The organism is Vannielia sp. ABF1_015 (assembly GCF_056160745.1).
Window position 1 is genome coordinate 1,973,996 of record NZ_JBSWXT010000001.1, and the last position, 13,519, is coordinate 1,987,514.

Genomic DNA, 13,519 nt, shown 5'->3' on the forward strand with positions numbered 1-13,519 from the left:
CTGTCCTTATGGGCGGCCCATCTGCGGAACGTGAGGTTTCGCTCTCCACCGGCAGGGAATGCGCAAAGGCGCTCCGGTCGGAAGGCTTTGACGTGACCGAAATCGACGCAGGGGATGACGTGGCCGAGCGGCTGAAGGCGCTGGCGCCCGACGTGGTGTTCAACGCGCTGCATGGCCGCTGGGGCGAGGATGGCTGTATTCAGGGCCTGCTCGAATGGCTCGGCATTCCTTACACCCACTCCGGCGTGCTGGCCTCCTCCACCGCCATCGACAAGGAGCGCACCAAGGCGCTCTACCGGGCTCACGGCCTGCCGGTGGTGGCGAGCAAGCTGGCGGGCCGCGACGAGATCGAGGCGGCGCATGTGCTGCCCCCGCCCTATGTGGTGAAGCCCTATAACGAGGGCTCCTCGGTGGGCATCTATATCGTCCATGAGGATGCCAACAGCCCGCCCAAGCTGGCCGACGATGCCGCTGCGGTGCTGATGGTCGAGGCCTTCGCGCCGGGCCGGGAACTGACCTGCACCGTGATGGGCGATGAGGCGCTGGGCGTGACCGAGATCCTCACCGACGGCTGGTATGACTACGAGGCGAAATACGCCGAGGGCGGCTCGCGCCACATCTGCCCCGCCGATGTGCCCGGAGAGATCACCGAGGCCTGTCGCGCCCACGCGCTGACGGCGCATCGGGCGCTGGGCTGCCGGGGCATTTCGCGCACCGATTTTCGTTGGGATGAGGCCAAGGGCGTCGCCGGTCTCGTGCTGCTGGAAACCAACACTCAGCCCGGGATGACGCCCACCTCGCTCAGCCCCGAACATGCCGAGCACGCCGGATACTCCTTTGGCGCCTTCTGTCGCTGGATCGTGGAGGATGCCTCATGCGGTCGCTGAAACGCCCTGCCGATGCCCCCCGGCGTGACCCCGCGCCCTCGCGCGTGGCCTACCGGCTGGAGCGGCTCTGGCTGACGCCCTTCTACCGCCGCCTGCTGCGCGTGGGCCTGCCGCTGGCTGCCGTGGCGCTGGCGGTGACGTGGTATTTCTCCGATGAGGGTCGCCGTACGCAGGTGACAGACCTGATCAGCGATGCCCGCCGCTCGGTGGAGGAACGCCCCGAGTTCATGGTGAAGATGCTCGCCGTCGAAGGTGCCTCCGAAGAGCTTGCGGGCGATATTCGCGCGCTGGTGCCTTATGAATTTCCGCTCTCCAGCTTTGATATGGATCTTGATGCCACCCGCGAGACGGTTGAGGCGCTCGATGCGGTGGCTGGCGTCCATGTGCGCATCCGTCCCGGCGGTGTGCTGCTGGTGGAGGTCGAAGAGCGCATTCCGGCGCTGGTCTGGCGCAAGCGCGATGGTTCGCTGCTGCTGCTCGATGAAACCGGCCACCGTGTTGCGCCGCTGATCTCGCGCGGGCTGCGCCCCGATCTGCCGCTGGTGGTAGGCCGGGGGGCCGATACGCCCGCCGCCGTGGCTGAGGCCCGTGCCATTTATGCCGCAGCCCTGCCGCTGGCGGGCCGGTTGCGCGGGTTGATCCGCCGGGGCGAGCGCCGCTGGGATGTGGTGCTGGACCGGGATCAGGTGATTCAACTGCCCGAGGCTGGCCCCGTTGCCGCGCTGGAGCGGGTGATTGCCCTTGATGAGGCCGAAGACATGCTGGGCCGCGACCTTGCTGTCATCGACATGCGCATTCCTGGCCGTCCGACCCTTCGGATGGCCCCCGGAGCGGTGGAAGAGTTCCGCCGGATCAAATCGCTCGAAATCGGAGGCTCGAACGGCTGATGACCGATCTCTATGACAATCAGCGCGCCATGCGGCGGATGCGCAAACAGGCGATGGACCGTGGGGTCATTGCCATTCTCGACGTGGGCACCAGCAAAATCGCCTGCCTCGTGCTCCGCTTTGACGGGCCGGGCCGTTTTCGCGAAAGCGACGGGGTGGGCAGCCTCGCCGGGCAATCCAGCTTCCGGGTGATCGGCGCGGCCACCACGCGCTCGCGCGGTGTGAGCTTTGGTGAGATCGACGCCATGCAAGAGACCGAACGCGCCATCCGCACGGCGGTGCAGGCGGCGCAGAAAATGGCCGGGGTACGGGTGGATCACGTGATTGCCGCCTTCGCCGGGGCGCGTCCGCGCAGCTATGGGCTGGACGGCGCGATTGAGCTGGCCGATAGCGTGGTGAGCGAGCAGGATGTGGCGCGTGTGCTGGCCTCCTGCGTGGTGCCCGATTTCGGGGCGGGGCGGCAGGCGCTGCATGCCCATCCGGTGAACTTCGCCATCGACCACCGCTCCGGCCTGATCGACCCGCGCGGGCAGATCGGCAACCGGCTGGCCGCTGACATGCATTTGCTGACCATCGAGACGAGCGTTGTGCAGAACCTGCTCTATTGCATCAAACGCTGCGACCTTGAGCTGGCGGGGCTGGCCTCCAGCGCCTATGTCAGCGGCCTTTCGGCGCTGGTGGAAGACGAGCAAGAGCTTGGCTCGGCCTGTATCGACATGGGCGGCGGGGCGACGACGCTCTCGGTTTTCATCAAGAAACACATGATCTACGCCGATAGCGTGCGTCTGGGCGGCGATCACATCACTCGCGACATCAGCCAAGGGCTCCAGGTGAGCCCGCAGAAGGCCGAATGGATCAAAACCCGCCACGGCGGCGTGGTGGCCACCGGTATGGATGACCGCGAGATGATCCCGCTGGGCGGCGATACCGGCGATTGGGACCACGACCAGCGCGCCGTATCCCGCAGCGAGCTGATCGGCATCATGCGGCCCCGGGTGGAGGAAATTCTGGAGGAGGTGCGCGTGCGCCTCGATGCGGCGGGATTTGACCATCTGCCGAGCCAGAACATCGTGCTGACCGGCGGTGGCTCTCAGATCCTCGGCCTCGATGAGCTGGCCTCGCGCATTCTTGGCCAGCAGGTGCGCCTTGGCCGCCCGCTGAGGGTGCAGGGCCTGCCTCAGGCCGCCACCGGCTCGGCCTTCTCGGCGGCGGTAGGGCTTTGCCTCTATTCGGCACACCCGCAAGACGAGTGGTGGGACTTCGACATACCCGCCGAAACCTACCCGGCCCGGTCGCTAAAACGGGCAATGAAATGGTTCCGCGATAACTGGTGACCCCAATATGAAGTGGCATACGCAAAATCCCGCCGAAGGGCCGGAGGAAATCCACTACAAATTGTGGCATTTTTGCGTTTTTCGGGTGACGCATCGCGGCCAAAGCGATAAAGTGCCTTAAATTTCGAGTCATTTTAGGCGGTGGGGCGCCGTCAGTGGCTCGCCCGGGGACTTGAACAAAAAAGAGACAGGCGGAAATCAGATGACTTTGAATCTCACCATGCCGACCGAATTGGACCTCAAGCCGCGGATCACCGTGTTCGGTGTCGGCGGGGCAGGGGGCAACGCGGTCAACAACATGATCGAAAAAGAGCTCGACGGTGTCGAGTTCGTAGTGGCCAACACCGACGCGCAGGCGCTTCAGCAATCTGCCGCGGCGGCCCGTATCCAGATGGGCGTGAAGGCCACCGAAGGCCTCGGCGCGGGCGCACGGCCCACGGTTGGCGCCGCCGCTGCGGAAGAGACCATTGAAGAAATCATCGACCATCTTGCAGGCGCACACATGTGCTTCATCACCGCCGGCATGGGCGGCGGCACCGGCACCGGCGCTGCTCCGATCATCGCACAGGCCGCCCGCGAGCTGGGCGTGCTCACCGTGGGCGTTGTCACCAAGCCGTTCCAGTTTGAAGGCGGCAAGCGGATGCGTCAGGCCGAGGAGGGCGTTGAGGCCCTGCAAAAGGTCGTCGACACGCTGATCATCATCCCCAACCAGAACCTGTTCCGGCTGGCGAACGAGAAAACCACCTTCACCGAAGCCTTCGCGCTGGCCGATGACGTGCTCTACCAGGGCGTCAAAGGCGTGACCGACCTGATGGTGCGCCCCGGCCTGATCAACCTCGACTTCGCCGACGTCCGTGCGGTGATGGACGAGATGGGCAAAGCGATGATGGGCACCGGCGAGGCCGAGGGCGAAGATCGCGCCAAGCAGGCCGCGCAGAAGGCCATCGCCAACCCGCTGCTCGACGAAATCAGCCTGAACGGCGCCAAGGGCGTGCTGATCAACATCACCGGCGGGCATGACCTCACCCTGTTTGAACTCGACGAGGCCGCCAACGAGATCCGCGAGAAGGTGGACAGCGACGCCAACATCATCGTCGGCTCCACGCTCGATACCTCGCTGGAAGGCTTCATGCGTGTGTCGGTCGTTGCCACCGGCATCGACGTGATGGACGAAGAGCGCGAAATTCCGGTGCCGCGCCGCTCATTGGCCGCCCCACTCGCTCAGCCCTCCGCGCAGGAAGAGGCCGAAGCCCCCGCCGCCGCGCCGCGCCCGGTGGAAGAGGCCCCCGTGGCCGCCGCGCCCGCCGCTGCGCCGCAGGTTTCGATCACCGGGGCCCGCCCGGCCTCTGTCGAGCGCCAGCCGCAACCGGCCCCCGCGCCGCAGGCCGAGGCCGAAGAGCCTTCGCTCTTCCCCGCCTTCCGCGCCCCGGCCCGTGAAGAGGCGGAAGCCCCCGCCAGCGACGATCTTCCGCCGCCGGCCTACCGCCCCGCCGCTGAAGCCGAGCCGCTGGAAGCCGCCGAGCCTGCCGCCGACTACGCGCCGCAGCCCGAGGTTGCCCGCGCGCCCGGCACGCCTTCGGCCGAGGCTCTTGCCCGTCTGCATCAGGCCGTGCGCAAGGTGCCCGGTGCCGGTCAGCCCGCCGCCGAGGCCCAGCCCCAGCAGCGCCCTGCCGCCGCCGCACCGGCGCCCGAGCCGCAGGGTCAGCAGCCCGCCGCTGCCGCCGATCACAAGGCCCGCTTCGGCATCGGCTCTCTGATCACCCGGATGGCCGGACATGGCAGTGAAGGCCAGCCCCAGCAGCCCGCACACCGCGAGCCGCCGGTCAGCTCTGCCGCTGCCCAACAGCAGCGCCCGGCCTACCGCCAGCCGCAGCTCGACCACGAGGAAGAGGTTGATCCCGAGCAGGAGCGGATCGAAATTCCGGCCTTCCTGCGGCGTCAGGCCAACTGACCCGGGTCACGATATACAGTCAGAAAAAGGGCCGGGAGACCGGCCCTTTTTTTGTTGTGGGGCAGGAGGTTGTGGGCAGGGCTTCATGCTGTCGGCACAGTCTCGCCACACCCTCCGCCGCCCATGTTACAGACCGTTGCAAAGATTGAGTTGAGGCTCACGGCCCAGCCGCCTATCTCCCTTGCAACCGGGCCGATTGTGCCTGGGGACAGGAATTGAGGCAGTCTCAAAGAGGCATTTGGTGCAAACGACGCTGAACAAGAACGTGACGCTTTCGGGCGTGGGCCTGCATTCAGGCCGCCCCGCGCGGATCACGCTGAAGCCGGCGATGGCTGACCAGGGGATCTGGTTCCGCCGCACCGACGCTGTGAAGGGCGACGCCTTTCTGCCTGCCCGCTGGGACGCGGTGGTGGAAAGCCCGCTCTGCACCCTTCTGACCAATGACGACGGCGTATCTCTCTCGACGGTAGAGCACGTGATGGCCGCCCTCGCGGGCTGCGGCGTGCACAACGCGCTGATCGAGGTTTCCGGCCCCGAAGTGCCGATCCTCGATGGTTCTGCTGCGCCCTTCGTCGGCGCCATTCTAAAGGCTGGCCTGCGCGTGCTGGACGCCCCGATCCGCGCGATCCGCGTACTCAAGCCCGTTGAAGTGCGCCGCGGCGACGCGGTGGCCCGGCTCGAGCCTTCGGACGACAGCCTGCACATCGACTTTGGGATCGACTTTGAAGATGCCGCGATCGGCGCGCAGACCCGCTCGATGAACATGGCCAACGGTGCCTTCGTTCGCGAACTCTGCGATAGCCGCACCTTCTGCCGCGCCGCCGATGTCGAGGCGATGCGCGCGGAGGGCAAGGCGCTTGGCGGCACCTATGAGAACGCGGTTGTGGTCGAAGGCGAAAAGGTCTTGTCGCCCGGTGGCCTGCGCCACAGCGATGAGCCGGTGCGCCACAAGATGCTCGACGCGCTTGGCGATCTGGCCCTTGCCGGCCATCCGCTGCTGGCCCGCTACACCGGCCGCCGCGCGGGCCACGCGCTGACCAATGCCCTGCTTCACGCGCTCTTTGCCGACCCTTCGGCCTATGAGATCGTGACCTGCGACAGCGATATGGCCCGCCAACTGCCCGGCACCGGCCTCAAAAGCCGCGACCTGCGGCTCGTCGCCTGAGCCTCTGCCACGCCGTTGCAACCCGGCCCCTCCGAGGCTTTTGAACATCCGATGTGCGCCAAAGCCATTTTGCACCGCAATTTCTTGTGCTACACCCCTCGTAATCTCCGCAGGCCACGGGCTATGCGGGCAATAAAGTCACGGGGTTAGGCAAGAATGGCGGCGCAGAAAGGGCGAGCAGGGCTGGCAGGGACGGTAGCGCTTGTGCTTCTGCTGTCGAGCTGTGGCGCGTTTCAGGCCAGGACCGAGAAGAGTCTTGAAGACCTGACCCCCGAACAGATTTACAAGCAGGGCGAATACACGCTTGAGACCGGCAAGCCCGAGGATGCCGCCGAGACCTTCTCTGAGGTCGAGCGGCTCTATCCCTATTCGGTCTGGGCCAAGCGTGCGCTGATCATGCAGGCCTTCGCCTTCCACCGTGCCCGCGACTATGAAAACAGTCGCGCCACCGCGCAGCGCTACCTTGATTTTTACCCCGCCGAGGATGATGCCGCCTACGCGCAGTATCTCCTCGCGCTGTCCTACTATGACCAGATCGACGAGGTTGGCCGCGATCAGGGCCTCACCTTCCAAGCGCTTCAGGCGCTGCGCGAAGTGATCGAGAAGTATCCTGACAGCGAATATGCCTCTTCCGCGATCCTCAAGTTCGATCTCGCCTTCGACCACCTTGCGGCGAAGGAAATGGAGATTGGCCGGTACTACCTGCGGCGCGGCCACCATCTTGCGGCCATCAACCGCTTCCGGGTGGTGGTGGAAGAGTTCCAGACCACCACGCAAACCCCCGAGGCGCTGCACCGTCTGGTGGAGGCCTATCTTTCGCTTGGGCTGACTGCCGAGGCGCAGACGGCGGGGGCGATCCTTGCCTATAACTACCGCTCGTCGGAGTGGTATGACGATACCTACACTCTGCTGGCCCGCCGCAACCTTCAGGCCCAGGCCAAGGGCGACAACTGGCTGCGGAAGATCTATCGCCAGATGGTGAAGGGCGAGTGGCTCTAACCGGCCACGGGGGGTAAAAACAGCCCATGTTGCGCGGGCTCGACATACGCGATTTGCTCATTATCGACCGGCTCGAACTCAGCTTCGCGCCCGGCCTCAATGTGCTCACCGGCGAGACCGGGGCGGGCAAGTCCATCCTGCTGGATGCGCTTGGCTTTGTGCTGGGCTGGCGTGGCCGTGCCGAGCTGGTGCGCGCCGGGGCCGAGCAGGGCGAGGTGGTGGCCGAGTTTGCGCTGGAGCCAGGCCACGCCGCCCGTGCCGTGCTGGAGGAGGCGGGCCTGCCGGCGAGCGATGAGCTTATCCTGCGCCGGGTCAACACTGCCGATGGCCGCAAGACCGCTTGGGTGAACGACAGGCGCGTGTCCGGCGAGGTGCTGCGGGCGCTTTCGGATGTGCTGGTTGAGTTGCATGGCCAACAAGATGACCGCGGCCTGCTCAACCCGCGCGGCCACCGGGCGCTGCTCGATGAGTTTGCTGGTGTGGATCTGGCCCCCACCCGCGCCGCATGGCGGGCCCGCCGCGAGGCGGTGCAGGCGCTGGAGCAGGCCCGCGCGGCGCAGGCGGCGCTGGCGGCTGAGGAGGAGTTCTTGCGCCACGCGGCAGGCGAGCTCTCCGCGCTCGATCCGCAGCCCGGCGAAGAGGCCGAGCTGGACACCCGCCGCCGCCAGATGCAGGCCGCCGGGCGCATCCGCGAAGATATCGAGAAAGCGCATCAGGCGCTCGGGCCGTCCGGCGCAGAGGGCATGCTCTCGGACGCCACGCGCTGGCTCGACGGGGCCGCCGAAGCCGCCGAGGGCCATCTGGATGCCGCGCTGGAGGCGCTCTCTCGCGCGGTGGATGCGCTGGGGGAGGCCGAGCAGGGCGTGGGCGAGGCGCTGGATGCGCTCAGCCACGATCCGCGTGAGCTGGAGGCCACCGAGGAGCGGCTCTTTGCCATTCGTGGGTTGGCCCGCAAGCACGGCGTTGCCCCCGACGATCTGGCCGCGCTCACCGCCGATCTGGCCGCCAAGCTGGAAACGCTGGATGCGGGCGAGGGCGGGATTGCCGCGCTGGAGAAAGAGGCGCGCGAGGCCGAGGCCGCCTTCGAGGCCGCCGCCGCCCGGCTGACCGAGGCGCGCTCCAAGGCCGCGGCCAAGCTCGACAAGGCGATGAGCGCAGAGCTTGCGCCGCTGAAAATGGAGCGCGCGGTGTTTTCCACCGTGATCGAGCCCGCCGAGCCCGGCCCGGAGGGCGCCGATGCCGTCACCTTTACCGTGGCCACAAACCCGGGCGCCCCGGCCGGACCGCTGAACAAGATTGCCTCGGGCGGCGAACTCAGCCGGTTCCTACTGGCGCTAAAGGTTTGCCTGACCCGCCACACCACCGGCCTGACGATGATCTTTGACGAGATCGATAGGGGTGTGGGCGGGGCCACCGCAGATGCCGTGGGACGTCGCCTTGCCGGGCTTGCGGCCTCCGGGCAAGTGCTTGTCGTCACCCACAGCCCGCAGGTGGCCGCCATGGGCGCGCATCACTGGCGGGTGGAGAAGCGGGTGGCGAAAGGCCAAACGCTCTCGACCGTTACGCCGCTCGACGCGCCCGCGCGGGTGGATGAACTGGCGCGGATGCTGGCAGGCGAGACCGTAACAGAAGAGGCCCGCGCCGCAGCACGGGCCCTATTGGCCGGGTAACTCGGGTGGGCAGCGCGGGGCGCTTTGCCCCGCAGCACCCTCAGCGGCGGCGGTAGTTGGCCAGCGCGGCGCGGGTCCGGGCGCGCAGAAGCTCGGCATTGCCCACGGCAGCCATATCGGCGCACACGTAAGCCGCAGCAGCCTTCGCCTCTTCGTGGCTCACGGCGTAATTGGCTTCGATGCTCTTGACGAAAATCGGCTTCGGGCCGTTGATCAGCGAGACCTTGGGCAGCGGGCCACGGGCGCAAGAAATCTTCACACCGGCGGCGGAGGCCGAAACGGCGGTGAGGGCAAGCGCGAGGGCGGCGATCGGAAGAGTATGACGTTTCATGACAGGCTCCGGCGGTTGTACGACGACACATGGGAAAATGGGGTGCGAAGCCCGTTCTAGGCTTCACTCTCCACAACCTGTCTTAAAATTTTGCCCAAATTTAGACGAAACCGGGGCGACTTGGCGTTGCCCCGGAGAGGTCTTTTGGCCGGGCCGGGCGCGGCGTGTTAGCGGCGCTCGTAAGGAGCCGTGGCTTCGAAGGTGAGATCGACGAGATAGTCGAGGTCGCCCACGGCGCCCATGTTGCCGCAAACCTGACGGGCGACGCGTTGCGCCTCCTGCTCGGTCATCACGAAGTTCTCCATCAGGCTCTCGACGAAGTTCTCGTAGTGGCCGTTGATCATCGGGTTCGACGGAATCGGACCGCGATTGCAGTGAATAACGAGCCGCGCATCGGCGGATTGAGCGGTGAATATCGCGCTCAGCCCAAGGGCGGCAGCGGTGGTAAGTGATTTGATAGTCATGAGTGAGACATCCCAATTTCAACTAGACACAATTTAGTCTTAATGTCGTTATAATCTAGTGCCTTAGCTACCGCATGGTTAATTCACACTGGAAACGGTGTGTTTCCGGTGGTGTCACGCGGTCGGACGACCTTCCCCGGATTGAGAATATCGAGTGGATCGAGTGCCGCCTTTAACTCGGCCATCAGCCCCCATGCCGCGCCGTGCTCTGCCTCCATCATGTGCAACTTTCCCATGCCCACCCCATGCTCGCCGGTGATCGTTCCGCCAAAGGCGAGGGCGCGTTCGGCCATGGTATCGGCAATGTGTTTGGCCTTCTGCCAGTGCTGCGGATTGTCCTTGTCGATCAACAGGATGGCATGAAAGTTCCCATCCCCTACATGGCCCAAAATCGGCCCCTCCAACCCGGCTGCTTCGATGTCTGTCGCCGTGGCCTCTACCGCATCTGCGAGCCGCGAGATCGGCACGCACATGTCGGTCACAATCGCCGTAGAGCCTTTGCGGCTGGCGAGGATTGCCCAATAGGCGTGGTGGCGCATGTGCCAGAGCGCGGTGCGGTCTTCGGCCCGCTCGGCCCACCGAAAGCTGTGGCCGTTCATGTCATTCACAAGTTCGCCAAAAAACTGCGCGTCGGCGGCAACCGACGTCTCCGAGCCGTGGAACTCTACCAGAAGGTGAGGGCTCGCCGGGAAATCCGCGCCAGAGTAGGCATTTACGGCCTCAACCGTCGGGCCGTCGACAAATTCGATTCGCGCCATCGGTAGCCCGGCCTGAATGGTGGCGATCACGCAATCCACCGCGTCGCCGATCTTTTCGAAGGCGCAGGTGGCCGCCGCCGTAGCCTCGGGCTGGCCCTGCAGCTTGAGCGTCAGCTCGGTGATCAGCCCCAGCGTGCCCTCCGAGCCAACCATTAGCCGGGTCAGGTCATACCCGTTGGAGGCCTTGCGCGCGCCCGAGCCGGTGCGGATTACCTCGCCGCTGGCCAGCACCACCTCCAGCGCCAGCACGTTCTCGGCCATGGTGCCGTAGCGCACGGCGGTGGTGCCGCTGGCCCGCGTGCCGGCCATGCCGCCCAGCGTGGCATTGGCCCCCGGATCGACCGGAAAGAACAGGCCCGTGGCCCGCAGCTCATGGTTCAACTGCTCGCGGGTGACGCCGGGCTGCACCACGGCCACCATGTCTTCGGGGCGCACCTCCAGCACCTTGTCCATGCGGCTGAAGTCCACCGCCACGCCGCCCTGCACCGCCAGCCCGTGCCCCTCCAGCGAGGTGCCCGCGCCCCAGCCCACCACCGGGCAACGGGCCGCGGCGCAGGCCTTCACGATCTGCGCCACCTCTGCGGTGCTCTCCGGATAGGCCACGGCCTCAGGCGGGGTCAGCGGAAAATGCGTCTCACTTCGGCCATGCTGCTCCAGATCACTCTTGGAGCGGCTCAGCCGATCGCCTAGAACGGCCCTAAGGCCGGTCTGCGCCTCGTTGAAAGGCATCACTCCTCCTCGCGCTACACCGGACGCCACCCTAGGCGAAACGGGCCGCCCGGGGAAGAGCGGCACGCGCGCAGGGCCCGGTGCGGCAGAACGGGGGCGTGGGTGAGCGAGAGCGAAGGGCAGGGGAGCGAAGCGAAGGCGGCAGGGCCGCTGCGCCAACGCCTGTCCGAGCTGCGCGAGGTGGCCGATACGCTGATCCGCATCCTGCGCCAACGCGGGCCAAGCCAGGTGCAGTTCTGGTTCATCGCGCTGGCCCTCGGGGTCGCCTCTGGCTATGCCGCCTGCCTCTTCCGCCTCGGGATCGACTGGCTGCAAGGCGCGCTCTACGGCACCGATGACACCCGGCTGATCCACTCTTTCGCCGCCTCTCTGCCGTGGTGGTGGGTGCTGACGCTGCCCATCCTCGGCGGGCTGGCCGTGGGGGTGATCCTCGATCGCTTCGCGCCCGGTGCGCGGGTGCGCTCGGTGGCCGATGTGATCCACGGCGCGGCGCTCAACCGGGGCCGGGTGGAGCAACGCGCTGGCCTCGCCTCGGCGCTGGCCTCTCTCATCACCCTCTCCTCGGGCGGATCGACGGGCCGGGAGGGGCCGGTGGTGCACCTTGCCGCTGTCATTTCCTCTTGGGTCAGCGAGCGGATCAACGCGAACGGGGTGACCGGGCGCGACCTGTTGGGCTGCGCCGTGGCCGCCGCCGTCTCTGCCTCCTTCAACGCACCTATCGCCGGGGCGCTCTTTGCGCTGGAGGTGGTGCTACGGCATTTCGCGGTGCACGCCTTCGCCCCCATCGTCATCGCGAGCGTGGCGGGCACAGTGGTGAGCCGCTCCTTCTTTGGCGACGTGGCCGAGTTCACCCTCGGCGGCGACGGGGTGCTGAGCTTTTACGTCGAGCTGCCGGCCTTCCTGTTGCTCGGCATCACCTGCGGGCTGGTGGCCGTGGTGCTGATGCGGGCGGTGTTTCTGGCCGATTCCATCGGCAACGGCGTAATGCAGGCCACCCGCCTGCCGCGCTTTCTACGCCCGGCGATGGCCGGGGCGCTGCTGGGCGGGCTGGCGATTTTCTATCCGCACATCATCGGCGTCGGCTATGAAACGACCTCCGCCGCGCTCACCGGCGAGTTGGTGTTTCGCGAGGCAATCGTTTTCGTCGTGCTCAAGGTCGCCGCCGTGGCCATCACCATGGCCGGGCGGATGGGCGGCGGCATGTTCTCGCCCTCGCTGATGGTTGGCGCGCTCACCGGGCTGGCCTTCGGGGTGGTGGCCACCGGGGTGTTTCCCGAGGTCTCCGGCACACCAACGCTCTACGCGCTGGCAGGCATGGGGGCGCTGGCGGCTGCCGTGCTGGGCGCGCCGATTTCCACCACCCTCATCGTTTTCGAACTGACGGGCGACTGGCAGACCGGCCTCGCGGTGATGGTCGCCGTCTCGCTCTCCACCGCCATCTCCTCCCGCCTTGTCGACCGCAGTTTCTTTCTCACCCAGCTGGAGCGCCGGGGCATCCGCATGGCCGCCGGGCCACAGGCCTACCTGCTCTCGGTGCACTCCGCCGCAGCGGTGATGCGCGGCGTCGACAGCCCCCGCGCCGCCTCGCGCGATACCTGCGAAGAGATGATCTCGTCGGGCATCATGCTCGCCCCCGACACCACGCTGGAAACAGCCCTGCCGATGTTCGAAACCAGCGGCCACAGCTTTATCCCCGTGGTCGCGCCGGTGGGCGATGGCGGCAAGGGAGAGCTGATGGGGGCGCTTTTCCACCTCGACGCGCTGCGGGCCTACAACCGCGCACTGGCCGAAACGGCGGCCGAGGAACATAGCTGAGACTGCGGGCCAAAAGAGATTTGAGGCCTCCGGCGGGGATATTTTCCGGACCAATGAGGGGAGGGCTGTTCCGCCTCCTCATTGGTCCTGCGAAAATCCCTGGGGTGTGGGGGCAGCGCCCCCACTGGTGTTACGGTTCAGCCCGGCGGCACGGGCCGGGAGGCTCAAACCTGCTCCACGGTCACCTTCTCGGCATAGAAGGCGAGGTAGCCCTCGATCCGCTCCATCCCGGCCTTTGGCGCTTCGTAAGACCACGCGGCATCCTTGATCGTGCCCGACTTGATCTCGATGTCGTAGTGCTGTGCATCGCCCTTATGTGGGCAGTGGGTGACGGTTTCGGACTTGTCGAGGAAGGCCGTGGCGATATCAGCGCGGGGGAAATAGATGACAAAGGGCATGTCACCCTCGGTCAGCTCAAGGGCATTTGTGCTCTCGCCCAGCACGGCGCCGCCGGCCCGCACCACCCAGGTTCCATCCGCATTGCGTATCTTGATATGGTCGGCCATCCCTCACCTCCTGTTATGTTCTT

General features: G+C 66.5%; 12 protein-coding genes. 8 read left to right on the forward strand and 4 right to left on the reverse strand.

The genetic code is table 11. From position 1 onward, the window contains the following. The first annotated feature begins 8 nt into the window (after positions 1-8). The 7 genes from ACXAG6_RS09870 to recN all read left to right on the forward strand — a co-directional run bounded on the left by ACXAG6_RS09870 (position 9) and on the right by recN (position 8,893). A complete protein-coding gene (locus ACXAG6_RS09870; protein ID WP_475337292.1) occupies positions 9-887 on the forward strand; it encodes a D-alanine--D-alanine ligase in 879 nt (292 codons plus the stop codon). Next, entirely contained in the window at positions 875-1,774 is a 900-nt protein-coding gene (locus tag ACXAG6_RS09875) for a cell division protein FtsQ/DivIB (RefSeq protein ID WP_140013745.1), read from the forward strand. Before ACXAG6_RS09870 ends, ACXAG6_RS09875 begins: the two co-directional genes overlap by 13 nt. Continuing rightward, positions 1,774-3,108 carry a cell division protein FtsA gene (ftsA, locus tag ACXAG6_RS09880; protein ID WP_475337293.1) on the forward strand — a complete coding sequence of 445 codons (1,335 nt, stop codon included), beginning with the start codon at positions 1,774-1,776 and terminating at the stop codon, positions 3,106-3,108. The genes ACXAG6_RS09875 and ftsA overlap by 1 nt, the downstream gene beginning before the upstream one ends. Before the next feature lie 202 nt (positions 3,109-3,310). Beyond that, entirely contained in the window at positions 3,311-5,059 is a 1,749-nt protein-coding gene (gene ftsZ / locus ACXAG6_RS09885; protein WP_475337294.1) for a cell division protein FtsZ, read from the forward strand. Positions 5,060-5,300: 241 nt separating this feature from the next. Further along, positions 5,301-6,224: a UDP-3-O-acyl-N-acetylglucosamine deacetylase gene (gene lpxC, locus ACXAG6_RS09890; RefSeq protein ID WP_475337296.1), complete on the forward strand. Its 924-nt coding sequence runs from the start codon at positions 5,301-5,303 to the stop codon at positions 6,222-6,224. Positions 6,225-6,380: 156 nt separating this feature from the next. Then, the gene (locus ACXAG6_RS09895) at positions 6,381-7,223 is read left to right on the forward strand and encodes an outer membrane protein assembly factor BamD (RefSeq protein ID WP_475337297.1); all 843 of its coding nucleotides are present in this window, start codon (positions 6,381-6,383) and stop codon (positions 7,221-7,223) included. Between the two features lie 26 nt (positions 7,224-7,249). Next, the gene (gene recN, locus ACXAG6_RS09900; protein ID WP_475337298.1) at positions 7,250-8,893 is read left to right on the forward strand and encodes a DNA repair protein RecN; all 1,644 of its coding nucleotides are present in this window, start codon (positions 7,250-7,252) and stop codon (positions 8,891-8,893) included. Positions 8,894-8,933: 40 nt separating this feature from the next. Here the strand turns inward: recN and ACXAG6_RS09905 are convergent, their stop codons facing one another. From ACXAG6_RS09905 to ACXAG6_RS09915, 3 genes are all read right to left on the reverse strand, one after another. Continuing rightward, positions 8,934-9,224: a hypothetical protein gene (locus ACXAG6_RS09905; protein ID WP_475337300.1), complete on the reverse strand. Its 291-nt coding sequence runs from the start codon at positions 9,222-9,224 to the stop codon at positions 8,934-8,936. A 167-nt stretch (positions 9,225-9,391) separates the two neighbouring features. Then, the gene (locus ACXAG6_RS09910) at positions 9,392-9,688 is read right to left on the reverse strand and encodes a hypothetical protein (protein ID WP_475337301.1); all 297 of its coding nucleotides are present in this window, start codon (positions 9,686-9,688) and stop codon (positions 9,392-9,394) included. Positions 9,689-9,771: 83 nt separating this feature from the next. After that, on the reverse strand, positions 9,772-11,175 hold the full coding sequence (locus ACXAG6_RS09915; protein WP_475337302.1) for an FAD-binding oxidoreductase: 1,404 nt from the start codon (positions 11,173-11,175) through the stop codon (positions 9,772-9,774). A gap of 150 nt (positions 11,176-11,325) precedes the next feature. Between ACXAG6_RS09915 and ACXAG6_RS09920 the strand changes: the two genes are divergently transcribed. Beyond that, on the forward strand, positions 11,326-12,990 hold the full coding sequence (locus ACXAG6_RS09920; protein WP_475337948.1) for a chloride channel protein: 1,665 nt from the start codon (positions 11,326-11,328) through the stop codon (positions 12,988-12,990). Between the two features lie 164 nt (positions 12,991-13,154). Here the strand turns inward: ACXAG6_RS09920 and ACXAG6_RS09925 are convergent, their stop codons facing one another. After that, complete coding sequence (locus tag ACXAG6_RS09925; RefSeq protein ID WP_475337304.1) at positions 13,155-13,496, reverse strand: DUF427 domain-containing protein; 342 nt, start codon at positions 13,494-13,496, stop codon at positions 13,155-13,157. Between the last annotated feature and the right edge of the window lie 23 nt (positions 13,497-13,519).

Bases quoted from the DNA above. Each gene is read 5' to 3' on its own strand.
- ACXAG6_RS09915 (WP_475337302.1), bottom strand. From the start codon at position 11,175: ATGCCTTTCAACGAGGCGCAGACCGGCCTTAGGGCCGTTCTAGGCGAT.
- ACXAG6_RS09895 (WP_475337297.1), top strand. From the start codon at position 6,381: ATGGCGGCGCAGAAAGGGCGAGCAGGGCTGGCAGGGACGGTAGCGCTT.
- ftsA (WP_475337293.1), top strand. From the start codon at position 1,774: ATGACCGATCTCTATGACAATCAGCGCGCCATGCGGCGGATGCGCAAA.
- ACXAG6_RS09875 (WP_140013745.1), top strand. From the start codon at position 875: ATGCGGTCGCTGAAACGCCCTGCCGATGCCCCCCGGCGTGACCCCGCG.
- ACXAG6_RS09925 (WP_475337304.1), bottom strand. From the start codon at position 13,496: ATGGCCGACCATATCAAGATACGCAATGCGGATGGAACCTGGGTGGTG.
- ACXAG6_RS09870 (WP_475337292.1), top strand. From the start codon at position 9: ATGGGCGGCCCATCTGCGGAACGTGAGGTTTCGCTCTCCACCGGCAGG.
- recN (WP_475337298.1), top strand. From the start codon at position 7,250: ATGTTGCGCGGGCTCGACATACGCGATTTGCTCATTATCGACCGGCTC.
- ACXAG6_RS09910 (WP_475337301.1), bottom strand. From the start codon at position 9,688: ATGACTATCAAATCACTTACCACCGCTGCCGCCCTTGGGCTGAGCGCG.
- ftsZ (WP_475337294.1), top strand. From the start codon at position 3,311: ATGACTTTGAATCTCACCATGCCGACCGAATTGGACCTCAAGCCGCGG.
- ACXAG6_RS09905 (WP_475337300.1), bottom strand. From the start codon at position 9,224: ATGAAACGTCATACTCTTCCGATCGCCGCCCTCGCGCTTGCCCTCACC.